The sequence below is a fragment of the Herbaspirillum sp. genome (genome assembly GCF_017744395.1).
GTDB lineage: Bacteria > Pseudomonadota > Gammaproteobacteria > Burkholderiales > Burkholderiaceae_D > Herbaspirillum.
The window spans coordinates 46,237-70,051 of the sequence record NZ_JAGIBI010000003.1; the positions used below are offsets into that span (position 1 = coordinate 46,237).

18 protein-coding genes are annotated in these 23,815 nt (G+C 64.4%); 13 read left to right on the forward strand and 5 right to left on the reverse strand.

Features of this window, described 5'->3' with window-relative positions; translation table 11 throughout:
• Nucleotides 1-21: 21 nt before the first annotated feature.
• From J7548_RS09045 to J7548_RS09055, 3 genes are all read right to left on the reverse strand, one after another.
• Nucleotides 22-735 (reverse strand): TonB family protein, encoded by a 714-nt coding sequence (locus J7548_RS09045; protein WP_290973482.1) that lies wholly within the window; start codon nt 733-735, stop codon nt 22-24.
• A 2-nt stretch (nt 736-737) separates the two neighbouring features.
• Nucleotides 738-1,142 (reverse strand): biopolymer transporter ExbD, encoded by a 405-nt coding sequence (locus tag J7548_RS09050; protein WP_290973484.1) that lies wholly within the window; start codon nt 1,140-1,142, stop codon nt 738-740.
• Between the two features lie 147 nt (nt 1,143-1,289).
• Nucleotides 1,290-1,886 carry a hypothetical protein gene (locus J7548_RS09055; protein ID WP_290973487.1) on the reverse strand — a complete coding sequence of 199 codons (597 nt, stop codon included), beginning with the start codon at nt 1,884-1,886 and terminating at the stop codon, nt 1,290-1,292.
• A 183-nt stretch (nt 1,887-2,069) separates the two neighbouring features.
• On the opposite strand from J7548_RS09055, the gene J7548_RS09060 reads away from it, so the two are divergent.
• The 6 genes from J7548_RS09060 (at nt 2,070) to J7548_RS09085 (ending at nt 9,089) form a co-directional block, all read left to right on the forward strand.
• Nucleotides 2,070-2,432, forward strand: a complete 363-nt coding sequence (locus J7548_RS09060; RefSeq protein ID WP_290974914.1) for a winged helix-turn-helix domain-containing protein — start codon at nt 2,070-2,072, stop codon at nt 2,430-2,432.
• 74 nt (nt 2,433-2,506) lie between these two features.
• Entirely contained in the window at nt 2,507-3,280 is a 774-nt protein-coding gene (locus J7548_RS09065; protein ID WP_290973490.1) for a CDP-diacylglycerol diphosphatase, read from the forward strand.
• 191 nt (nt 3,281-3,471) lie between these two features.
• Nucleotides 3,472-4,728 carry an Hsp70 family protein gene (locus J7548_RS09070; protein ID WP_290973493.1) on the forward strand — a complete coding sequence of 419 codons (1,257 nt, stop codon included), beginning with the start codon at nt 3,472-3,474 and terminating at the stop codon, nt 4,726-4,728.
• An 829-nt stretch (nt 4,729-5,557) separates the two neighbouring features.
• Entirely contained in the window at nt 5,558-6,403 is an 846-nt protein-coding gene (locus tag J7548_RS09075; RefSeq protein WP_290973496.1) for a MurR/RpiR family transcriptional regulator, read from the forward strand.
• Between the two features lie 503 nt (nt 6,404-6,906).
• Complete coding sequence (locus tag J7548_RS09080) at nt 6,907-8,358, forward strand: MFS transporter (RefSeq protein WP_290973500.1); 1,452 nt, start codon at nt 6,907-6,909, stop codon at nt 8,356-8,358.
• Between the two features lie 23 nt (nt 8,359-8,381).
• On the forward strand, nt 8,382-9,089 hold the full coding sequence (locus J7548_RS09085; protein ID WP_290973502.1) for an aspartate/glutamate racemase family protein: 708 nt from the start codon (nt 8,382-8,384) through the stop codon (nt 9,087-9,089).
• A 35-nt stretch (nt 9,090-9,124) separates the two neighbouring features.
• Here the strand turns inward: J7548_RS09085 and J7548_RS09090 are convergent, their stop codons facing one another.
• Nucleotides 9,125-9,973 carry an aldo/keto reductase gene (locus tag J7548_RS09090; protein WP_290973505.1) on the reverse strand — a complete coding sequence of 283 codons (849 nt, stop codon included), beginning with the start codon at nt 9,971-9,973 and terminating at the stop codon, nt 9,125-9,127.
• A gap of 207 nt (nt 9,974-10,180) precedes the next feature.
• On the opposite strand from J7548_RS09090, the gene J7548_RS09095 reads away from it, so the two are divergent.
• The 5 genes from J7548_RS09095 (at nt 10,181) to J7548_RS09115 (ending at nt 19,235) form a co-directional block, all read left to right on the forward strand.
• Nucleotides 10,181-12,454, forward strand: coding sequence for an adenylate/guanylate cyclase domain-containing protein (locus J7548_RS09095; RefSeq protein WP_290973508.1), 2,274 nt, complete (start codon nt 10,181-10,183; stop codon nt 12,452-12,454).
• A gap of 26 nt (nt 12,455-12,480) precedes the next feature.
• Nucleotides 12,481-12,603, forward strand: a complete 123-nt coding sequence (locus J7548_RS09100; RefSeq protein ID WP_290973511.1) for a hypothetical protein — start codon at nt 12,481-12,483, stop codon at nt 12,601-12,603.
• A 355-nt stretch (nt 12,604-12,958) separates the two neighbouring features.
• On the forward strand, nt 12,959-14,578 hold the full coding sequence (locus tag J7548_RS09105; RefSeq protein ID WP_290974915.1) for a ShlB/FhaC/HecB family hemolysin secretion/activation protein: 1,620 nt from the start codon (nt 12,959-12,961) through the stop codon (nt 14,576-14,578).
• Between the two features lies 1 nt (nt 14,579).
• Nucleotides 14,580-18,329, forward strand: coding sequence for a filamentous hemagglutinin N-terminal domain-containing protein (locus J7548_RS09110; protein WP_290973513.1), 3,750 nt, complete (start codon nt 14,580-14,582; stop codon nt 18,327-18,329).
• 93 nt (nt 18,330-18,422) lie between these two features.
• A complete protein-coding gene (locus tag J7548_RS09115; RefSeq protein WP_290973515.1) occupies nt 18,423-19,235 on the forward strand; it encodes a FecR domain-containing protein in 813 nt (270 codons plus the stop codon).
• A gap of 8 nt (nt 19,236-19,243) precedes the next feature.
• Here the strand turns inward: J7548_RS09115 and J7548_RS09120 are convergent, their stop codons facing one another.
• Nucleotides 19,244-20,017 carry a 3',5'-cyclic-nucleotide phosphodiesterase gene (locus J7548_RS09120; protein WP_290973517.1) on the reverse strand — a complete coding sequence of 258 codons (774 nt, stop codon included), beginning with the start codon at nt 20,015-20,017 and terminating at the stop codon, nt 19,244-19,246.
• Nucleotides 20,018-20,375: 358 nt separating this feature from the next.
• Between J7548_RS09120 and J7548_RS09125 the strand changes: the two genes are divergently transcribed.
• Entirely contained in the window at nt 20,376-22,013 is a 1,638-nt protein-coding gene (locus J7548_RS09125; RefSeq protein ID WP_290973520.1) for an HD family phosphohydrolase, read from the forward strand.
• 76 nt (nt 22,014-22,089) lie between these two features.
• Nucleotides 22,090-23,676 carry a hypothetical protein gene (locus J7548_RS09130; RefSeq protein WP_290973523.1) on the forward strand — a complete coding sequence of 529 codons (1,587 nt, stop codon included), beginning with the start codon at nt 22,090-22,092 and terminating at the stop codon, nt 23,674-23,676.
• Nucleotides 23,677-23,815: the final 139 nt, after the last annotated feature.

The following is a 23,815-nucleotide window of genomic DNA, read 5'->3' on the forward strand; positions in this document are numbered from 1 at the left end:
CCGGGCCCAGCGGCGTTGGAACTATCCGGAAACCGGAATGAATTCCAGGTCAGCGGTGAAGCGATGCGTGTTCTCGCCGCTCCAGCTGCCTTCCGGGAAGGCGCTGAAAGCGGCGCGGTTGATGGTCTTGCGCGCGGCGTCGTCGAGCAGCATCGAATTGGACGATTCGTCGATGCCCATATCGACCACCGAACCGTCGCGTTTGAGCACGAACCAGACGCGCACCTTGCCTTGCGGCTTGAGCTGGCTGGCTTCGCGTCCGGTCGGATAGCGTTTGATGCTGTTGAGGTGGGCGCGCAGCTTGGCCACGTATTGCGACTCGGCGTTGGCGGTATTGGGGGCGGGCGGCGCAGGCGTAGGTTGCGCCACTGGTTGCGGCGCCGGCGCAGATACGGGTGCGCTGCGCGGAGCCGCCTGGGGCAATGCCGGCAGGGGCGCCGGCGCTTCGGCGACGGGGCGGTCCTGCACTGTCGGCGTCGGCTTGGGCGCCGGCACAGGTTTGGCCTGCGGCTTGGGCGGTTCGGCCTTTTTCTGTGGTTCCGGCGGTGGCGGCGTTTCGACCTTGGGCGCGGGCGGCAGCGCTTCGAGCAGGGCGATTTGCACCGGCGTCGGATCTTTGTGGCGCTTGAGGCGCGTGCTCTGCTGCACGCCGGCCAGCACCAGCGCCAGCAGCACCAGCAGCGATGGCAGGCCGGCCAGCGATTCGCGGAAGCGGAAAAGGAAGGGCGTGCGCATGGTCACTGCTTGCGGGTGGCGATGGAGATCGAATCGAAACCGCCGTGCTTGAGCTGATCCATCACGTCGACCAGCTTCTGCACTTCCACGCCGCGGTCGCTGTTGATGATCAGGTTGAGCTTTTCGCCTTCCTTGGGAATCTGCCTGAGGCGGGGCACCAGGCCGTCGATAGGCGTGTTCTCGCCATCGACCTGGACCGCATCGCGGGTGATGGTGATGATGGCCTTGGCCTGCGGCTTGAGGTCTTGCGCGGTGCTGGAGCTGGGAAGCTGGGTCTTCAGGCCGAGCGCGGGGATGACATTCATGCTGATCAGCACGAAAAACACCAGCAGGAACATCATCACGTCGATCATGGGAATGATCTCGACGCGGGCTTTTCGTTTCTTGGGTTCATCCCAGCTACGCATGCCGCAACTCCTTGGAAGCATTGTTATACGGTTCATAACGCTATAAGTTTTATAGCGATGCGCAGCGTAGCGGGAATTTATGTCGTGCGTATTACATCGATGGGGGTTTTTGTCAGGAATGCGTCCGCCGTACGGCAGGCGATGGGATCACTTGCGCGGCAGGCGGAGGAAGGACAGCAGGAATTTGAACAGGTAGGCGACAATGACGGAGCCGGACAGGTCGCCGACCGACATCACGACCAGGCCGCTCCAGAAGTGCGGGGAGACGCCGCGCATGACGAACCAGACCAGTTGGAACAGGGGATTGGTCAGCGCATAGAGCAGGATGCAGGCCATCAGCCGCGTGGTGGTCAGGTTCGCCAGCGAGCGCCGCAGGTCCATGCCCGACAAGGTGAAACGGTAGGCAAGGTAAGGCGCCGCCGCCGAGATCAGGCAGTAGCCGGCCGCCGTGACGGGGTCGCTCGGGAACAGGCGGTAAGTGGCGGCGGTGGCCAGCGATCCCAGCAGCAGCCCGGCGCAGCCTGCTTCGGCAAACAGCAGCGTGCAGATCAGCCGGATCCCGGCCGGGAGGTAAACCCAGGCGATGCCTTCGGTGAACTCGGTCTGGCGGAACAGCCATTCGTTGAGGCTGTAGAAAAGGAAATAACAAATGGCGGTGCCTGCCGCGGCGGCGATGTGCGTACGCAAGGTCGACTGGGGATTGGGCAGGGTGTCCATGACGGCGCGTATGTTACCGATTTCCATTGTGCCCTGCAGCGGGGAATCCCGCACTGTGGCGAAATCATCCGCGCGGCATATGCAAAAAGGGCGGAGTGTTGCGCGAAGGCGGGGCCGGGCGTATGATCCGCTATCGAATCTGTAACAATGAAAAGCCGCTGCGAACAGCGACATAACGAAACCAACAGCGCAAAGACGAACAGCGTGGCTATGGGTAAAAACAAGAGGCCTGCGGATATCTATCTGCGCTTTCTGCAACTGGCCGATGCACTGCGGGGCTTGCCTTCATTGGCATCGCTGGATCCGCTTGAAGACCGGATCCTGGCGTTCATCGCCCGTGCCGGCCAGCAACAGCAGCGCCTGTCGGTGCGCGACCTCATGGCGCAAAGCGAATTCGGTTCGCCGGCGATGCTGCATGCTCGCCTCAAGTCGATGCGGGAAAAAGGCTGGATCGTGCTGGCCGATACCGAAGACCCGCGCCGCAAGCAGGTCGAGCTGAGCCAGGCGGCCTGGCTGCATTTCGACAAGCTGTCCAAGTGCCTGTTGCAGGCAACGCGCAACGCCGACGGCTGAACGTTCCCGCGATATTTCCCTGCGCGCCGTCACAGCGGCGAAACATCCGGCCGCTAAGCTGCCTGTCGCCCGTCTTGGGCGGATTCCGACTGTTCGCCACCATGCGCCTGACCACCCTCCTGCCTTTCCTGTTTTCCCTGCTGGCCAACGGCCTCGCCGCGCCTGCGGCCCACGCCGCCAATCCGCACAAGCTGTGGGAAATCGTCAGCGAGCAGTGCGTGCCCAACATGCAGGCCAGCGGCAATCCGCAGCCATGCGCGGCAGTGGACCTGGAGCGCGGTTTCGTGGTGCTCAAGGACATCGTCGGCCCGGCGCAGTACCTGCTGATGCCCACGCGCCGCCTGCCAGGCATCGAAAGCCGGGAGTTGCTGGCGGACGATGCGCCGAACTATTGGGACTACGCCTGGCAGCAGCGCTGGCGCGTGGGGCAGGCGCTGGGGCGCGGGCTGGCCGACCGGCAGCTTGGGCTGGAAGTCAATTCGGCGGCGGCGCGTTCCCAATTGCATCTGCATATCCATATCGATTGCATGCGGCGCGATGTCGCCGAGAGCCTCGCCGCCCACCGCGGCGATCCGTTGCGGCGATGGATGCCCTGGCAATTCGAGGGGCATCGCTATTGGGTGATGCGCCTGCCGGGCGATGCCCTGCGATCGGATGACCCGTTCAAGCTGGCCGCCGGCCGCGACGCTTTCGCCGCCTCCGCGATGGCCGCGCAATCGCTGCTGCTGACAGGCGTCAGCCTGGATGACGGCGGCACAGGCCTGTTGCTGGTCAACATGCCGGTCAATTTCGATCTCCAGGAAAGGGGCAGCGCCGAAGTACTGATGGACCACGATTGCCGCTGGTAAGGCGGGCGCGGGGCTGGACCGATGATGCCGGAGCGGCAGGCGTGCCGCTCCGGCATTGTCATTTTTGGAAGGCCTTGCGTATTGCCTGCAAGTCAATGCTGCTGGGCGGCATGTTGCTTGCTTTGGACACGGCGAGACAAGCAAGGCCCTTTTCTATATGATTGCCGGCCCAAAAAATGAAGGAGTAATCGATGGCCAACGCATGCGGGGTGGATTTCGGCACCTCCAATTCCACCGTCGGCTGGCTGCGTCCCGATGCGGGCCAGTCCCTGCTGCTGCCGCTGGAAGACGGCCGGGCGACGCTGCCATCGGTGGTGTTCTTCAATGCCGATGAAAACGAATTCAGCTACGGCCGCAGCGGCCTGAACGAATACCTGTCCGGCTATGAGGGGCGCCTGATGCGTTCGCTGAAGAGCCTGCTCGGCTCCGGCGCCATCGACGGCCAGACCGAGGTCGGCGGCCGGGCCTTGCCTTACCGCGGCCTGCTGGCGCAATTCATCGGCGAATTGAAGAAGCGCGCCGAGCGCGCCGCCGGCGCATCGTTTTCGCGCGTGGTGATGGGGCGACCGGTGCATTTCGTCGATGACGACGAGGCCGCCGACCGGCTGGCGCAGGATACGCTGGAAGAGATCGCGCGCAGCGTCGGCTTCACCGACATCGAATTCCAGTTCGAACCGATCGCCGCCGCCTTCGACTACGAGTCGCGCATCGACGGCGAAGAGCTGGTGCTGATCGCCGATATCGGCGGCGGCACTTCGGACTTTTCTCTGGTGCGCCTGTCGCCGCAGCGTGCGCAGCGCGTGGAGCGGCGCGACGACATCCTGGCCAACGGCGGCGTGCATATCGGCGGCACCGACTTCGACAAGTACTTCAGCCTGTCCTGCGTGATGCCGCTGCTGGGGCTGGGCGGGCGCCTGGCCGGCAATGCCGAAGTGCCTTCCAGCTACTACTTTAACCTCGCCACCTGGCACACCATCAACCAGCTTTATACGCGCAAGACCTGGCAGCAGCTGCAGGATGTGGCGCGCGAAGCGGTCGACCGCGACCGTTTTGCGCGCCTGCTCGATGTGGTGGAGCAGCGCTGTGGGCACTGGCTGGCGTTGCAGGTGGAAGGGGGCAAGATTGCATTGTCTTCGCAAGAGTCTGCCACGCTGGATCTGCAGCGCCTGCGTCCGCCGGAAACCTTGCAATTGAATCGTGCCGATTTCGATGCGGCTGTTGATCATCTGGTGCAGTCGGTTGAGCAGACTGTTTCGGGATTGCTGAAGCAAGCTGGGTTGCGTTCGTCTGATATCGATAGCGTGTTCTTTACTGGCGGGTCGTCGGGGGTGAACCTGCTGCGTCAGCGTATCGGGGCATTGGTGCCGGATGCGAAACATGTCGAAGGTGATTTGTTCGGAAGTATCGGTAGCGGGTTGGCTATCGATGCTGCACGTAAGTTTGGGTAGTCTGGTTTTGCTGCGTGCAGATGTACTGGCTCTATGCTTATCTTTCTTCGGTCGAGACGGAGCGCCGGGGGCGGCCCGGCAGCCGCTCACTTTTCTTGTCTCGCCAAGAAAAGTAAGCAAAAGAAGGCGACCGCTACTAACCAGCCCCTTCGGGGTTCCCGCTGAAATGAGAAGAAAAATGGGAAAGGCCGCAAGTCGCTTCGCTCCGGCGTCCTTTCTGATCCATTTTTCTTCTCATTTCAGCGGCTGGTCAGAAGCGGACTGCGGAGACGGCTCGCCTTCGGCCTTGCGGTGTTTGCTTCTCGCCTGCGGCATCGGTGGGGTGTATCGCTATCGCATCTACGCGTCGTCCTGACGAATGTCAGGACCCAGCGTCGTTAAGACGTCAGTAAATTCCCCGGAAGGCAGCAAACCAAGATCCCAATCCCGATGCCGAAGGCGAGGCATTTAAGCATTTCCCCTTGTGGGCCAGCCGTTGGAGCACGCTGAAAAATGGATCAGAAAGGACGCCGGAGCGCAGCGACTTGCGGCCTTTCCCATTTTTCAGCGCACTCCAACGGGAACCCTCCGCAGGAGGGCTGGCACTTAGGGGCCGTTTTCTTTGCTTACTTTCTTTGGCGGGCCAAAGAAAGTGAGCGGCTGCCGGGCCGCCCTCGGCGCTCCGCTTCGACCGGAGAAAGAAAAGCATAGAGCCAGTACATCTGCACGCAGCAAGACCAGACTACTTACTACAGTCACCGGTCTCGTAATCAGCATCGCGAAACAAAGGAATCACCGCACTGCTATACAATGCGCCGATCACGACTCCCGGATTCGCCGCCCGCATTCCATGAGACCTTCATCCGAATCCTTCGTACGCCGCGTGCGCAGCAAGCTCGACGAACTGTCGGCCACCGAGCGCCAGCTGGCGGATTTCCTGCTGGAGTTTCCCGGCGAGCTGGCCAGTTATGCCGGCAACGAGCTGGCGCAACTGGCCGGCGTGTCGCCCTCGACGGTGAGCCGCTTCATCCGCCGCATCGGCTACGACAGCTACGAGGAAGCGCGCCGCCATGTGCGCGAGGAGCAGGAAGTGGGCTCGCCATTGTTCCAGCCGTCCGCGGGAGCGGCGCGCCATGTCAGGTCGCTGGCCGCGCATTTCCAGCAGTCGCAGGCCAACCTGGCCGGCACCTTCGAACGCCTGTCGGATGCGGTCATGGCCGAGATCGCCAGGGCGATTGCCGGCGCGCCGCAGGTGCTGGTGTTCGGCAGCCGCAGCAGCCATGCCTTCGCGGTCTACCTGCGCTGGCAGATCATCCAGGTATTGCCGCGCGTGACCGCCATTCCCGGCCCCGGCGAGACGGTGGCCGAACATACCGCCGGCCTGGGCGAGCGCGACTGCGTGATCGTGTTCGGCACGCGCCGCCAGACGCGCCAGATGGCCCGCGTGCTGGAAGCCGCCACCCGCGCCGGCGCCCGCATCCTCTATATCAGCGACCAGGCGTCATCCGACTACGCCGGCGCCACCTGGTCGCTGCAATGCCAATGCCGCGGCCCCGGCTTGCTGGACAACCATGTGGCCGTGATGGCCCTGTGCGATTTGCTGGCGACCCTGGTCATCGAAGCCAGCGGCGCGGCGGGGCGCAAGCGCCTGGCCGCGGTGGAGCAGGGGCATGACGAGCTGGACGACTTCGGCTGAGTGTTGCCGTTCCGGTTTTTGTCCTGGCATTGAAATTTCAGCATTCCAGCCAGGATGATTCCCCATTTTCTGGCGATCCCTGCACGCTTGGAGTGCGGCGGTTTCACCAATTCAAGGCGGCTTCCGCCGGCGGCACTTGCATCCGGGCAATAGGCCGCGCCTCCAAGTCCCGTGCCAATACGGCGCAATCCTTCGCCGATCAAGGGATTTTTCCAGTTTTCATCGATTCCGTTGCCGCAGCGGCATCCCGCTTCGGACACTGGCATGCCGCTTGCTATGAGTGCCTTGCAAAAATGAAATTTAAATTTCAGTAAAAAATTAAATCTGAAATTCATATTCCATTTGGCGGCGTTGTGGACTAGAGTGGTGGAACGGCATCCCGTATCGGATGCCGGGTCCCACGGCCATGACGCAGTAGCGGAACGCTCCACGCTGATGGATGAGCGTTCTGGAAATCGAAGAAACATGTTTTCGTTTGCCATCCCACGCATGAGGAGCTGACCATGGCCGGACCCGCACTTTCTTCGCCGGATACTCCGCGCATCGCCGAACTGGACGGCGCGCTGGACAAGATCGGCGTCACCCGCTCGCACCACACCATCATTTTCCTGATCCTGATCGGTTGCCTGTTCGACAGCTTCGAACAGAACGCCATCGGCCTGGTCGGTCCCATGCTCAAGCAGCAGTGGGGACTGGACGCCACCGGCATCGGCCTGCTCAATACCGTCACCTTCGCCAGCGCCGCCATCGGCCGCATCGTCTCCGGCCTGGTGGCCGACCGCTACGGCCGCCGCGTGATGCTGAGCCTGGATTTGCTGCTGTTCACGCTGGGCGCCGGCATTTGCGCGCTGGCGCCGAACCTGACGGTGATGGCCGTCGGCCGCGCCATCGTCGGCTTCGGCCTGGGCGGCGAGATCGCCATCGCCGTCACCATGCTGGCCGAGTTCTGTTCCAGCAAGTTCCGCGGCACGGCGGTGGGACTGGTCAATGTCGGCGCCGGCGGCCTCGGCAATTTCCTGGCGCCGGCTTTCGGCTTGCTGGTATTTACGCTGTTTCCCGGCGAGAACAGCTGGCGCTGGCTGTTCCTGTGCCTGATGCTGCCGGCGCTGCTGGGCGCTTTCTACCGCCGCTATATCCCGGAAACGCCGCGCTTCCTGCTGTCGCGCCACAAGATCGCCGAAGCCAACCAGGTGCTGTCGCGCCTGGCTTGCGGCAAGTTGTCCGGCCCGGCGCCGCAGGCCGCGGCCTGGATCGCCGACGACGGCTGCCGCGAACAGGCCGCGCGCATCAAGGTGCGGTCGATGGAAATCTTCCAGGGGCCGCTGGCGCGCCGCACCGTGCCGCTGTGCATCGCCATCTGGATGACCTACGGCGCGCAGATTTCGGTGCTCACGCTGATGCCGACCATCCTGGTCAGCCTGGGCTACAGCATGTCCAAGAGCTTGTTGTTTACGATGGTGATGCAAAGCGGCAGCCTGCTGGGCGCGGTCGCCGCCTCGGCCTTCGGCTTCCATATGCCGCGCAAGCGCGTGCTGACGGCGGGCGCCATCTGCGCCTGTGCGGCGGCGCTGGCGATCGGCTTCCTGGCCAAGAATATCGCCATGATCCTGCTGGCCGGCGCGGTGTTCCAGTTCTTCGTGCTGTTGCTCAACACCACGATCTGGATCTTCGCCCCCGAGCTGTACCCGACCCGCGTGCGCGCGTTCGGCACCGCCTTCATCCTGGCCACCGGCACCGCCGCCGGCGCCTTCATGCCGCTGGTGGCCGGCCGCCTGTTCGACACCTTCGGCCTGGCCGGCGTGTTCGGCATGATCGCGGCGATGTACGGCGTCTTCACCATCGCGGTGCGCACCGTGCCGGAAACCTACGGCAAGTCGCCCGACGCGCCGCTGGAGGACGAAGGCATGCCGCTGGGCGCGCAGGCCGAGCCGGCCGTGGTGGCCAGCCATAGTTGAACCCACTTTATCCAGAGCCAAGCATGCGCCATATCCTGCTGATCAATCCGAACTCTTCCGCCGCCACCACCCGGATGATGGTGGCCATCGCGGCCGCCGAGTTGCCGCCGGGCTTTTCGGTGAGCGGAGTCACCGCGCGCAGCGGGCCGGGCATGATCGTCAACGGCGCCGAGCTGGCGGCGTCGGTGCCGGAGGTCGAGCGCAACTGGCAGGAATTCGGGCGCGACAGCGTCGGCGTGATCGTCAGTGCCTTCGGCGACCCCGGCACCGAGCGCTTGCGCGCGGTCGGCAAGGTGCCGGTGGCGGGCATTTGCGAAGCGTCGATGCTGGAAGCGGCGCAGGGCGGCAGGCGTTTCGGGGTGGCGACGGTGACGCCGGAACTGGCCGACGCCATCGACGCCAAGGCGCAGCAACTGGGATTGGGGCGGCAGTACACCGGCATCCGCCTGACCGGGGGCGATCCGCGGGTATTGTCGGCCGATCCGCAGGCGCTGGAAGAGGCGCTGGCACAGGCGGTGCGGGAATGCGTGGGGATCGACGGCGCGCAGGCGGTGGTGATCGGCGGCGGCCCCTTGGGTCAGGCCGCCATCGCGTTGGCGCGGCGCTTCACGGTGCCGGTGATCGCGCCGATCCCGGCCGCCGTGCGCAACCTGCTGAACCAGCTGGATATCTACGATGCGGCCGCCGCCGCGGCGGCCGCCATGCGCGCCAAACTGTCGGCCCTGGCCTGAACCTTGTGCGGTTCCTGACCGGTTAAGCACCAGTTCTAAAGCATCGCCAAAGGCTGTTTGCGGCGCGGCGGGGGAAAGGCGGCGTCGAGTTCCTTGAGGTCGGCGTCGCTCAGCGCGAGATCGAGGCAGGCGCGGTTTTGCCGCACATGCTCCTGGCTGGAGGCCTTGGGGATGGCGATCACGCCGGGCCGGCGCAGCACCCAGGCCAGGGCAACCTGTGCCGGCGTCGCGCCATGCCGCTGGGCGACCGCCGCCAGCGCGGCATTCTTCAGGATGCGGCCCTGTTCGATCGGCGAGTAGGCCATGATGGGCACGCCGCGTTCCAGCGATTCCGGCAGCAGGTCGTATTCGATGCCGCGCCGCGACAGGTTGTACAGCACCTGGTTGGCCAGGTACTGGTTGCCGTTGTCTTCTTCCAGCAGCTCGTCGATGTCGTCGCTGTCGAGGTTGCTCACGCCCCAGCCGCCGATCTTGCCCTGCGCCACCAGCGCCTGCATCCCCTCTACCGTGGCCGACAGCGGGTGCGAGCCGCGCCAGTGCAGCAGGTACAAGTCGATGCGGTCGGTGCCCAGGCGTTTCAGGCTGGCTTCGCAAGCGGCGACGGTGCCGCGTTTGGTGGCGTTGTGCGGCAGCACCTTGCTGACCAGGTAGACCTCGTCGCGGCGGCCGGCGATGGCTTTGCCGACGATTTTTTCGGCGCCGCCGTCGGCATACATCTCGGCGGTGTCGATCAGCGTCATGCCCAGCTCCATGCCGGCCTGCAGCGCCTTCACCTCGGCCGCCGCGTGCGCGGCCGACTCGCCCATGTTCCATGTGCCCTGGCCCAGTGCCGGCACCAGGTCGCCATTGCGCAGCTTGATCAGCGGAATCTGCTTTGTGCTCATGCGTGTCCCCCTCGTGGCAAGCGCCGCCAACGTCGCGGCGAAAAGTATTAGAACCCATTTCTCCCGCGGGTTCATCACGCAATGCACATAAACCACATCGCGGCGGCATGATGCCGCCGGGAAATGTCGCGTTGGGGCCAACGCCGAGATTGTGGCGATGGGCAACTGCTGGCATGATCGCAGCCAAGAAAAAATCCAGGGGAAATCATGTTGCGTCGTTTGCGTCAGGCCTGCGGAAAATATTGGGCGCGCTGGCTGCTTGCGCTGGTGCTGACCGTCGCGGCGGCTTCACAGGTGATCGGCCTGCTGCCGGGACAGTGGGTGGGGCGGCTGGACCTGTTCTTCTACGACTTGCGCATGCGCGTGGCCAAGGCCGAACTGGATCCGCGCATCGTCATCGTCGACATCGATGAGAAGAGCATCGCCGAGGTCGGCCGCTGGCCCTGGAGCCGCGATGTGGTGGCCGGGCTGGTCAGGCAGATGACGCAAACCTACCAGGCGCAGTCGGTCGGCTTCGACGTGGTGTTCGCCGAACCCGATACCAGCTCCGGCTATGCCCGGCTGGAAGCCCTGGCCCAGGGCGAACTGAAGGATGTGCCGCAGTTCGGCCGCCAGTTGCAAAGCCTCAAGCCGCAGATGGATTACGACGCGCGCCTGGCCGACGCCCTCAAGGGGCAGCCGGTGGTGATGGGCTACAACCTGTCCAACGAAGCCGGCGCCATCGCCAAGGGGCAATTGCCGGCGCCGGCCTTCACCGTGGCCGACCTGGGCGGGCGCCGGCTGGACGTGACGCACTGGCGCGCCTACGGCGCCAACCTGCCGCAGTTGCAGCAGGCGGCGCGGGCGGGCGGCTTCTTCAACCCGCTGCCTGACGAGGACGGCCTGATCCGCGCGGTGCCGCTGCTGGCGCAAGTGGGCGACAACTTCTACGAATCGCTGGCGCTGGCCACCGCGCGCGTGGCCATCGACGGCAAGCGCATCAAGCCGGTATTCCTGCAAAACGACGCCGTGCTGTCGGACGAGCAATTGCGCGACTACGGCGCGCTCGATTCCATTGCGGTCGAGGTCAAGCCCAGTCCCCTGTTCATCCCGGTCGAGCGCCACCTGACCACGCTGGTCACCTATCGCGGCCGCGGCGGACCGGCCGGCGGCGCGTTCCGCTATGTGTCGGCGGTGGACGTGATCCGCGGCCGCGTGCCGCACGACCAACTGGACGGCCGCATCATGCTGGTCGGCACTACCGTGCCGGGCCTGAACGATTTGCGGGCCACGCCGGTCAGCCCGGTCTATCCCGGCGTGGAGGTGCATGCCAACCTGATCGCCTCCATCATCGACGGCGACTTCAAGGCGCGCCCGGAATTCTCGCTCGGCTATGACATGCTGCAAGTGCTGGTGATCGGCCTGGTGCTGGGACTGCTGCTGCCGATGCTGGGGCCGCTGTGGTCGATCGCGCTGACCCTGGCCTCGGCGTTCGGCCTGGGCGCCTTCAATTTCTGGCTGTACAACGCCGGCGGGCTGGTGCTGCCGCTGGCGACCGCCTTGCTGCTGATCGCCGCGCTGTTCATCTGCAACCTGGGCTGGGGCTACCTGTTCGAGTATCGCAACCGCAAGGCCATCGTCAACCTGTTCGGCGAGTACGTGGCGCCCGAACTGGTGGCCGAGATGGCGGCCAATCCCGCCAGCTACAACATGGAAGGCGAGGTGCGCGAACTGACCGTGATGTTCTCCGACGTGCGCGGCTTCACCACCATCTCCGAAGGTTTGCCGCCCAACGAATTGCGCGAATACATCAACGCCTACCTGACCGCCATGTCGGAAGACATCCGCGGCAACCGGGGCACGCTCGACAAGTACATCGGCGACGCCGTCATGGCCTTCTGGGGCGCGCCGCTGGAACTGCCCGACCACGCCGCGCGCGCGGTCGCCACCGCGCTGAAGATGCAGCAGACCACCATCGCGCTGAACCAGGAGTTCGCCAAGCGCAACTGGCCGTCGCTGAAGATCGGCATCGGCTTGAACACCGGCTCGATGCGCGTGGGCGACATGGGCTCCAGGATCCGCAAGGCGTACACGGTGATGGGCGATGCGGTCAACCTGTCGTCGCGGCTGGAATCGATCACCAAGGTCTACGGCGTGGGCGTGCTGGTCGGCCAGGCCACGCGCGATGCCGCGCCGCAATTCGCCTACCGCGAACTGGACAGGGTGCGCGTCAAGGGCAAGAACGAACCGGTACCGATCTATGAGCCACTGGGGCTCGAGGGTGAGCTTGATGCCGGCCTGCGCGCCGATGTCGAGCAATGGCATGCGGCGTTGGCGGCTTTGCGCGCGCAACGTTGGGACGAGGCTGAACGTGCAATTCTCGCGCTGCAGGAAAAATCCGCGCATGGCCTGTATGCGCTGTATCTCGGGCGCATCGCCCACTATCGCAACGATCCTCCGCCCGCCGATTGGGACGGCGTCACCACCTTCGACACCAAATAAGGCGGTAGCTCAGCGGCGGCGCGGACATGGCAAATTGGCAAGCTGCCGTTTGCCTGCCGCGCCATTGCGCCGGCAGGCAAAATAATTTCCATAAAGAAAATTTCGGCGTGGCAAAAATGTCGCTAAGCCAGAGCTGGCGCGCTTTTTGAGCGAATTTTGTCGACGCGCAAGAAGCGAATCTCTATACTTTACGAGCGTCAAGATACGGCTGTGCTGAGGGAGGGCAAGGCCGTTTTTGCCGGCTCCCGGTCACAGCGGAAAGACGTATCGGGTACCGGCGCTGGCGATTCTGTTTCAGGGGATTCCACCGATTTTCAGTTTGTCATCCGTCGCAATGGAGCGCGACGCGTGCGCGCCCGTTTTGCGTTGGCGGGAATCCAGGAAGACCGAACCGGCATCGTCCGTCTCCGCGCGGACATGCATCAGCAAAAAGAACAAGGGGAGGTGGGCCGTACAGGCGACCCGCCCGCACACATGATGAAACACGCATTTGGGCATTATCTGATGGGGATGGCGCTGGCCGCGGCGATGCCGGGGGCCATGGCGCAGGCTGCGCCGCAAGCGGAGGCGATGGCGCCGGCCGACGACCGCTTCGAGATCAAACGTTTCCAGGTCGATGGCAATACCCTGCTCACGGCGCGCCAGATCGAACAGGCCGTCGGGCCGTTCACCGGCGCCGGCCGCGTCTATGGCGACATACAGCAGGCGTTGGAGGAGTTGGAAAATACTTACCGCAAGGAAGGCTACAGTACCGTCCAGGTCAGCGTGCCGGAGCAGGAGCTGACTTCCGGCGTGGTGCGCCTGCAGGTGATGGAAGGCACGATCGGCAAGGTCACCGTCACCGACAACAAGCATTTCAGCGAAGCCAATATCCGCGCCAGCCTTCCCGCGCTGCAGCCGGGCATGGCGCCCAACATGCGCAGGATTTCGGAGTCGGTGCAACTGGCCAACGACAATCCGGCCAAGCAGGTCAACGTTGAACTCTCCAGCGCGCCGGAAGAGGGCAAGATCGACGCCAAGGTGGCGGTGACCGACAACGACCCGCTGCGCGTGATCCTCACGCTGGACAACACCGGCTCGCCGGAAACCGGGCAATGGCGCACCGGCGTGGCCTTGCAGCATTCCAACCTGTTCAACCGCGACCACGTCGCCACGCTGGCCTACACCACTTCGCCCGACAGCCCGGCCGGCTCCAAGGTCGACCTGTACTCGCTGGGTTATCGCCTGCCGTTGTATGGCATCGGCGACAGCATGGATTTCATCTACGGTAAATCCAGCGTCAGCAGCGGCACTTCGCCGACGCTGGGATCGCTGTTCGGCTTCACGGGCAAGGGTGACGTCTACGCGCTGCGCTGGAACCATTTCTTCGCCCGCAGCGGCGAATGGACCAGCAAGCTGGTGTTCGGCGCCGACTACAAGAAGATGGATTCGACCTGCAATTTCGCCGGCATCGCGCTCTCCACTTGCCAGGGTTATTCCACGCTGCCGCTGTCGGCCACCTACAGCGCGCAGCGCCAGAGCGTGGGCCAGATCCTCGACTACAACGTCGGCATCGCGCGCAACTGGGCGGTCGGCCCCAGCTATACCAGCACCAGCGGCCGCACCGACCATTACTCGTTCATCGCCGGCAACCGCGACACGACGGACAACTTCGTCATCCTGCGCGGCGGCGCTTCGCTGTTCAAGGCATTCGCCAGCGACTGGCAGATGCGCCTGGCCGGCACGGCGCAGTACGCGCCCGATCCGCTGGTGCCGGCCGAGCAGTTCGGCCTGGCCGGCGCGACCACCGTGCGCGGTTTTTCCGAACGCGCGGTCGCTGCCGACAGCGGCGCGATCATCAATGCCGAGGCCTATACGCCCGAGCTGCTGGCCAAGAGCGACCTGAAGGGCAACCTGCGGCTGCTGGCGTTCTACGACATCGGGCGCGGCTACAACAACAAGACCGCCGGCAGCGCGCTGGCATCCAGCATGACGGTGGCCAGCGTCGGTTTCGGCGCGCGCTACAACATCGGACGCGATTTCAACCTGCGCCTGGACGTCGCGCGCGTCTCCATCGCCGGCACATCGCAGACAGAAAAACGTGGCGACCTGAATGCCCACCTGAGCGCTACCCTGGGGTTCTGACATGAAAAATACCGTCCCATCCTCCGCTTCCGCAGACCTGGCCGCGCGCAGCGCGCCGTGCGCGGTCGAATTGATGCCGCCGTCGCTGACGGTGCGCCTGGGCAAACGGCGCCTGACCCTGAGCTGGCGCGCGCGCAAGCCGCTGCCGGCGCTGCTGGATCGCCTCCTGCTGCGTTCCTGGCGCCGGGTGTTGGCGCCGGTGCTGCGCGTCTCGGTGGCCGCCGCCGCGGTGTGCGGCGCCTGGCAGGCGCCCGCGCTGGCCGCCGCGCCCGCGCCGGGCACGCTGCCCATCGGCTGGAGCGTGGTCAATGGCAACGTGGTGTTCACGCAGAACGGCAATACGCTCAACATCAACCAGCTCTCGCCGCAGGCGATTGCCAATTTCCAGTCCTTCTCGATCGGCTCGAGTGCCGTCGTCAACATCAGCCAGCCCAGTTCGGCGGCGGCCTTTCTGGCCAAGGTGACCGGCGGCGACATTTCGCAGATCTACGGCAAGCTGACGGCGCCGGGCCTGGTGGCGCTGTATAACCCGAACGGCATCCTGATCGGCCCGGGCGGAACGGTCGACGTCAACCGCTTCATCGCCACCACGCTCAACATCAACGACAGCGATTTCCTGGCCGGCAAGCTGACTTTCTCCCGGCAAGGCAGTACTGCCGGCACGGTCGAGAACCAGGGCACGATCAAGGCCGCCACCGGCGGCAGCGTCTACCTGATCGGCAGCAGCGTGACCAACGGCGGTGTCATCAGCAGTCCGCGCGGCGAGGTGATCCTGGCCGCCGGTGAAACCGTTACCCTGGCCGACACCGCCACGCCCGGCGTTACGGTGGCTGTGACCGGCAGCAGCGGCAGCGTCACCAACCTGGGCAGCATCACCGCCGAGGCGGGCCGCATCGGCATCGCCGCCGGCCTGATCAGCAACAGCGGCAGCATCAGCGCTTCCAGCGTGGTGCGCGAAGGCGGCCGCATCTTCCTGCGCGCGTCGCAGAACCTGACTACTACGGCGACTTCCAGCATCAGCGCCGCCGGCACGGCCGGCGGCAATGTGACGCTGTATGCCGAGAACAAGGCTTTCATCGACGGCGACGTATCGGCCACCGGCGCGCCGGGGCATGGCGGCTTCGTCGAGACCTCCGGCCTGAAGCAGCTGGACGTGGTCAAGGTGCCGACGGTGGGTTCGGGCGGGACCTGGCTGATCGACCCGTACGACCTGACGGTGGTGTCTTCCAGCAGCAGCCCGATCTCAGGCGGCATGTGCGGCACGGTGTACGCGGTGGGATCGAGCGATGGCGGCACCGAGATCCTCAACAGCACCATCAACGCCCAGCTCAACCAGGGAATCAATGTCACGCTGACCACCGGCAACGGCGGCAACAGCGCGGCCGGCAACATCACGGTCAGCGCGGATATCGTCAAGAGCGCGGGCGCGGCGGCCAACCTGACGCTCAATGCCGACAACGACATCAACATCAATGCCAATATCACCAGCACCTCGAACGGGCTGGACCTGGCCTTGAGTACAAGGCATAACGATTTCAGCAATGTCGTCACCGTCAGCCGCGATATCAGCGTCAACAACGGCGCGCGCGTGGTGCTCAACGGCGGCACGATGACCGTCTCCGACGGCGGCGGCAAGCAAGGCAACGGCACCCTGCTCCTGAGCAACGGCACCGTCGCGCTGGGTACCGGTGGGACCTTGAATGCGGGGGATGTCACCGTGAACAGCGGCAGCTTGCTTAATCTGGGCAGCGCCGGTTCGGTGGGGGTGTCGAGTTTGACAAACAATGGCACTGTTTCCGGTAACGGCACCATCACTACCATGGCGGGTGGGCTTGCCAACAACGGCACGATCTCCGTCAATGGCACCATCTCTACTTCAGGGAGCTTCGCCAACAACGGTATGGTTGCCGTCAACGGCACCATCTCAACTGCAGCAGGTTTCGTTAACAACGGCACGCTGGCGCCGGGCGGCGACGGCAGCGTCGGCACCCTCAACATCAGCGGCGACCTGACGTTCGGCAGCAACAGCAAGCTGTTGCTGGACTTCTCCAGCGCCGGCAACGACAAGATCAATCTCCTTACCTGCAGCACGGTCAGCCTCGGCGGCACGCTCAGTACGCGCCTGCTCAACGGTTACACGGCATCGGTGGGCACGGCCTACCAGGTGTTCAACATGACCGTCGGCGCGCAATTCGGGGCGGGCTCTTACTTCCGTAACGTGACCGGCGATGTGCTGACCGTCGGCGGCGCCAAGCAAATGATCAAGGCCACCAATGCCAGCGGCCTGACACTGGCCATGACCGGCGCTGAAACGCTGACCGTCAGCAGCCCGGATGCCAGCTGGGACAGCCTCTCGACCTGGGGTTCGGCCGGTTATATCCCGACCGCGATCGACACCGTTGTCGTCAACAGCGGCGCGAGCCTCCAGCACGGTTTTGGCGCCGACACCATCGATAAGCTGGTGCTCAATGGCGGCACGCTGGGCGTGTACGGCGGCAATCTGACCGTGGCCACATCGGCTTCGGGCAGCGGCAACATTACCTTGTCTTCGACGTCGGAGATCATCGGTGCGACTACCACGCTCACGCTCAATAATGCCGTTACCGATGCCAATCTCACCGTCAGTAGCGGCAATCTGGCGTTCGGCGGCAATGCGCGTTTCTCCAGCCTGTTGATGGGTAGCGGCAACATCACCGGCAGTGCCGGTTCACGCCTGAATGTGTCGGATTCCTTTATCCAGGCCGGGGGCAACATGACGCTGGCCGATGCCGCGCTGTCGCAGGCGAGCGGCCCGCTGATGGCGGGCAACATCACCGCCGACAACCTGGTGCTGGAAGCGCAGGGCGGCAACATCGTCCAGCTCAGCGGCGCTTCGCTGCATGTGAAGAAGCAACTGATCACCTCATCGGTCACCGGCACTACGCTGACCAATGACGGCAACCAGATCGCGGCTTTCGCGGCCAACAATAAAGGCGTTGGCGACATTACGTTGATCAACGCCCTCAACCCCGCCGACGCAAGCGTTGTCACGCTCAACGGCATCAGTAACGCCAACGGCAACATCAATGTCGACAATACCGGCGGCATGGCCACGGCCGCGCTCGGTTCGAACGCCGATTTCCTCGGCAACCTGCCCAGCAATGCCAACGGTACGGCGGTCGGCACCGCCGCCAAACTGGCGACGCTGGGTATCGGCAGCAGCGGCCAGGTTAATACCGCCAACGGCTCGGTCAGCCTGGCCACGCACAGCCCGCTGACCATCGGTTCGGGCGGCGTCAGCGCCAGCGGCGGCATCACACTGACAGCTGGCACTTTGTCCGGCAACAGTACGGACAACCTGACCATCAACGGCCTGCTGTCATCGCAAGGCGGCAACATCACGCTCACCGCCGGCAATGTCATCAATATCAACGCCAACATCAGTACCCTGTTGCCGGGCCTGGTGCCAACGCCGTCGGCACCGATCGTGAACTATGCGCCGGGCGTGACGATCACGGATGCGAATGGCGTGCGGATGCCGGTGCTGCCTCTGCCTTCCGTTGATTCGTCACCTGTTCCGGTGGCGCCGATCCAGCAGGCCGCGAACACGGTGATCAATACGATTAATTCGGTCATTACGACGTCGGGTACGAGTTCGTCTTCGTCATCAACTGCTGATGTGCAGCACAAGGATGAGGGCAAGCACGATAATGTTTTGGAGGAAAAAGTGGGATCGAAGCCGAGCGCCAATCCCAAGATGTATTGCAGCTGACGCGCAGGATCGTATGGTTTGCCTGGCGCCAGCTTGCGGCGCCGGTTTTCAGGACTCAGTATGAAATCGTTGAATTATTCTGGTTGGACAAGCATGACGCGGCGGCTGGCCCTGTGGTGGGTGGCATTGGCCATGCTGGCCATCGCCGGTGCAGCGCAGGCGCAATCGCAGCCGGTGGGCACGGTGACCCACCTGTCGGGCTTGCTCACGGCGCGCCATGCCGACGGCACGCGCACCGTGCTGGCGGTGAAGTCGTCCATCTTCCAGGGCGATACGCTCATTACCGAGCGCGGGACGTATACCAGGGTGCAATTCCTGGATAACGCCGAGATCGTGCTGCGTCCGGGCAGCGAAGTGGCGGTGGCCAAATACATCTACGATGAAAAGAAGCCGGAAAACGACGCGGTGGCGATCAATCTGGTCAAAGGTGGCTTGCGCGCCGTGACCGGCCTGGTCGGCAAGCGCAATCACGATGCGGTCAACTTCGATACGCCGACGGCGACCATCGGTATCCGCGGCACCACTTTCGTGGCGCAGTTCTGCCAGAACGACTGCGGCGGAACGGCGGATATTGTCAGAAGCGCGCCACCGCAAGCCGTCGGATTGCCAATTTCGTCGCCGCAAGGTTCAGTGTCGCAACCTTCGGCGCCGCAACCTCCTCCATCGATGGCAAACGGTTTGTACGTGCAGGTGCTGGACGGCCTGATCCAAGTGAAAAATCCGGCCGGGTCGCAGCTTTTCGGGGCAGGCCAGTTCGGTTTTACGCCTAACTTCAATACCCCGCCGATCATCCTGCCGCAGAATCCTGGCTTGAAGTTCGCGCCGCCGCCGGTGTTTAACAGCCCAGGTTCCCAGCCCGGCCAGCAGTCGGGGGCGAGCAACACGGTTGATTGCGTGGTGCGCTGAAACAGGCCCTAGAATTCGAGGACGATGCCCGGCGCCAGCATGCGCGGCCGGTGCGGGCTGTTGCCGGCGGCGATTTCCCGGGCGATCTGCTCCTGCTGGCTGGGCTTGGCATGGGTGATCAGCACCTCCGGCCGGGCCCGCAGTTTTTTCAGTTCATCCAGCAGCAGGCTGGGGCACAGATGCTTGGACAGCAGCGCCAACTCGCGCTCGCAGTCGGCGAAAGCCGCTTCGATGATCAGGTAGCGCAGGTCGCCGATGGCATTGAGGGCTTCCCACAGCGGGTCGCAGATGCAGGTGTCGCCGCTGAAGGCCAGCGAGGCGCCGCTGGCCTGGTTGCGCAGGTGGTAGCCCACGGCCGGCACGGTATGCGTGGCCGGCAGCGGAGTGATCTCGCGCGCGCCTGATGTCACCGTTTGGCCGATTTCGATCTCGGCAAAGCGCAGGAATGGGTTTTCCGGCGTCGGGATCTGGCTGAAGTCGGGCCAGATGCTCCAATTGAAGATATGGGCGCGGATGATCTCCAGCGTCTCGCGCGTGGCGTACATGGTGATCGGGCGTGTGCGCAGCTCACCCACGCTGTCGACCATCATCGGCAGGCAGGCGATATGGTCCAGGTGGGCGTGCGTGATGAAGACGTGGTCGATCGCGGCCAGGCGCGCCAGCGACAGGTCGCCGACGCCGGTGCCGGCATCGATCAGGATGTCGTGGTCGACCAGCAGGGATGTGGTGCGCATGCCGTTTCCGCCGATACCGCCGCTGCAACCGAGAATTTCTACACGCATCGTGGCTTGCCGTTTAATATGATTGTTGGCTTCGGAAGGCGGCCCCATCGCCGCTGCCGAACTTTGGTTGCGCCCCGGAAACCCCCGCCGGGACTGGGGTTTGCATAATGTGGTTAATTATGCAACAGTGGTCGATGTTAAGTTATTCGCGTTCCTAAATCAATGAAAAGAAGCGGGCAGCAGGTATGATCCGTCTGGCAATATTTCAGTAAAGTAAGCCAAGGAATTGCAGGATATTTAGCCGCAAGCTCGCCGTAAGCCGCACCGGCGCCGGGTCGTACAATCCCCGGCGAGATCATAAACAGGCTCTTAGAGCATCCTGGCCAACCCTTCATCCACCGCAGCACAGGCAACCGCCATGGACAAGCACCAAGACATTTCCTACCGGCTCGACCAGCTCACCGAGCTGAGCGTGGCGCTGAGCAACAACCGCGACTTGCCGTTGCTGCTCGAGCGCATCCTGCTGACCGCCATGGACATCACCCAGGCCGACGGCGGCACGCTGTACCGCATCGACGAAAACGGCGACAGCCTGCAGTTCTACATCTCGGTCAACGGCAGCCTGAAGATGCACCAGGGCGGCAGCAGCGGCCAGGCGATCTCGATCCCCAACATCCAGCTGAAGCTTCCCGACGGCGCGCCCAACCTGGCGGCGGTGGCGGCGTATGCGGCCAACACGCGCAAGTCGGTCAACATCCCCGACGTGTACCAGGCGCAGGCGGAAGCCGGCTTCAACTTCAACGGCATGCGCATGTTCGACGAGAAGTACGGCTACCGTTCGCAGTCGATCCTGACCGTGCCCATGCAGGACCACGGCGGCGAGCTGCTGGGCGTGCTGCAGCTGATCAATGCCACCGACAGGGAGCAGGGCAGGACGGTCCCGTTCTCCGAGACCGACCAGCATTTCATCGAAGCGCTGGCCTCGCAGGCCGCCATCGCGATGACCAACCAGCAACTGATCCATCGTCTGGAAAACCTGTTCGAAAGCTTCATCAAACTGATCAACATCGGCATCGGCGAGAAGTCGCCGCACACCGGCCGCCACTGCGAGCATGTGCCGGAACTGGCGATGATGATTGCCGAGGCGGCGCATGCGACCACCGAAGGCCCGCTGGCGGATTTCCGCATGACCGAGGCCGACCGCCGCGAGCTGTGGGTGGCCGGCCTGCTGCACGACTGCGGCAAGATCAGCACGCCTACCCACATCGTGGAAAAGTCGACCAAGATGGAAACCATCTTCGACCGCATCCACCTGGTCGACACCCGTTTCGAAGTCTTGAAGCGCGACGCCGAGATCCGCGTGCTGCAGGAAAAGCTGGCGCTGGGCGCGGCCCTGACCGCGGACAAGGCCGCCGCGCTGGACGCCGCCCTGCAGGCCGAGTTGGCATCGCTGGACGACGAGCGCGCCTTCCTGCGCAAGAGCAATGTCGGCACCGAAGGCATGAAGCCGGAAGACCAGCAGCGCGTGCTCGACATCGCCGAGCGCCGGTGGCGCGGCCCGGACGGCCAGATGCGCAAGCTGCTGGACGAGGAGGAAGCCGCTAACCTGCGCATCCGCGCCGGCACCCTCAACGACGCCGAGCGCCAGATCATCAACAACCACATCGTGATCACCATCAAGATGCTGGAGTCGCTGCCCTGGCCCAAGCAGTTGCGCAATGTCACCGAATACGCCGGCGGCCACCACGAGCGGATGGACGGCAAGGGCTACCCCAAGGGTCTCACGCGCGATCAGATGTCAGTGCCGGCGCGCATCATGGCGGTGGCCGACATCTTCGAGGCCGTCACCGCCGCCGACCGTCCCTACAAGCGCGGCAACACGCTCAACGAGGCGGTCGAGATCCTGGCCGGTTTCCGCGCGCGCGACCACATCGACCCGGACCTGTTCGATATCTTCATCCGCAGCAAGGTCTACCAGCAGTACGCCGACAAGTTCATGCATCCCAGCCAGATCGACGAGGTCGACCTGTCGAAGATTCCGGGGCACGGCGGCTGAGGCGGAATCCGCAGCCGCAGGTGATATGCTGGCGGCTGCAGGAATTCACCCATCGCGCATCGAGGAAGCGTAATACGTGTCCCAGGCAGTAACCAGCACAACCCCACTCCCACCCGCCGGCGGAAAACCAGGTAATTTCATCGTCCGCCACTGGCGCGGCGACTATTCGCTCGGCCGTTCCTATTGGCTGCACACGGTGCTGCTGTCGTCGCTGTTGCCGGCCTTTTCCATCTCGGTACTGGCTCGGTTGACCAACGACATGCCGGCGCGCTACGGCGTGGCCGGCGTGCTGGCGATCGCCGCCTTCAGTTACCTGGCGTGGATCTGGGGCGTGCGCGGTTGCTGGATGTCGGCCGGCCGGCATGTAGCGCGCGGCGGGCGGCGCTGGGCCGAGGTCACGGTCAAGGTGCTGATCGTGTTCGGCGCCATCAGCCTGGTGTCCAGCACCTTGCGCGCCTCCCATTCCTTCCGGGAGCAGTTCGACATCGCCCGCGGCAAGCAACTGGGGCCGCCGGTGGTCTACCAGCTGCGGGTCGACGGCAAGTCCATCCTGCTGCAAGGCGGCATGAACGACGGCGCCGCCGACGGCCTGGAACGCCTGCTGCAGGCGCACCCGTCGGTCACCACCGTGGTGCTGTATTCGGCCGGCGGCTGGGTGCGCGAGGGCAAGCTGGTGGGCGAGGTGATCCGCCGCCACGGCCTCGACACCTATGTCGAGCAGGAGTGCTCTTCCTCCTGCACGCTGGCCTTCATGGCCGGGCGCGACCGCGCGATGGATCCGCGCGCGCATATCGGTTTCCATACGCTCTATACGGTGGGCGGCGACGACCGCATCAACAAGACCTTCGACCGCAACCTGACCATCGCCACCTACGGCAAGCTGGGCCTGCCGCGCGAGTTCATCGAGCGCATCGCCGACACGCCGTCCGACAAGAGCTGGTATCCCGGCCAGGGGCAGATGCTGCAGGCCGGCGTGCTGACGCGCCTGGCGCCCGGCGGCGAGACCGCGCAACTGGCCACCTTCGCCACCTCGCGCGACGTCCTGGAGGCGGAATTCAAGAAAGGCGCGCTGTTCGACATCATGGCGCGCCACTATCAGCAAGACTTCGCGCGCATGGTGGACCTGGCCTGGGCGCAGGTCCAGGCGCATGCTCCCGACGCCGCGATCCTGGCGGTGGGGCGCGAACAGGTCGGCATCCTCAGCCGCAGGCTGCTGCCCATCGCTTCCGATGCGTCGCTGGCGGAATTCCAGCAACTGGTGCTGGACCAGGCGGTGGCCTTGCGCGGCATCAGCGCGGCGGCCTGTACCGAACTGATCTACCCGCGCTCGCGCGCCGACGCCGCGGCCGGGCGCGAGGCGCCGCAAGCGGCCTTGCCGCAGGAATTCGCCAACCGCGAGATGGCGATGACGCAGCACCTGTTGCGCGACGCCGACCCGGCCAATGCGGCGCGTTTCACGCTGGGCGAGCGCACCCGCGTGATCCGCCGCGCGCTGGCGCCGCTGTCGCAGGAGCAGCTCAAGCTGCTGTCTTCGCCGGAACGGCGGCAGGCTGACCCGGATGCCACCTGCGATGCCTCGATTGCCTATCTGCGCGCCGTCAACGAACTGCCGGCAGATGAACGCAAGGTGGCGCTGCGGGTGCTGTATTCGCGCGGCGAATAGGCGGGTTTCAGATTGCGCGCCGGATCGGATCGCATCGGGGAGATCGCTGACCCCCGCCATGTTATTGCGTTGCAGTAAAATAAGGTCTTCACCACATGCCGGCGACCGCCGGCGCTGCCTTCCTCTGACAAGATCCAAG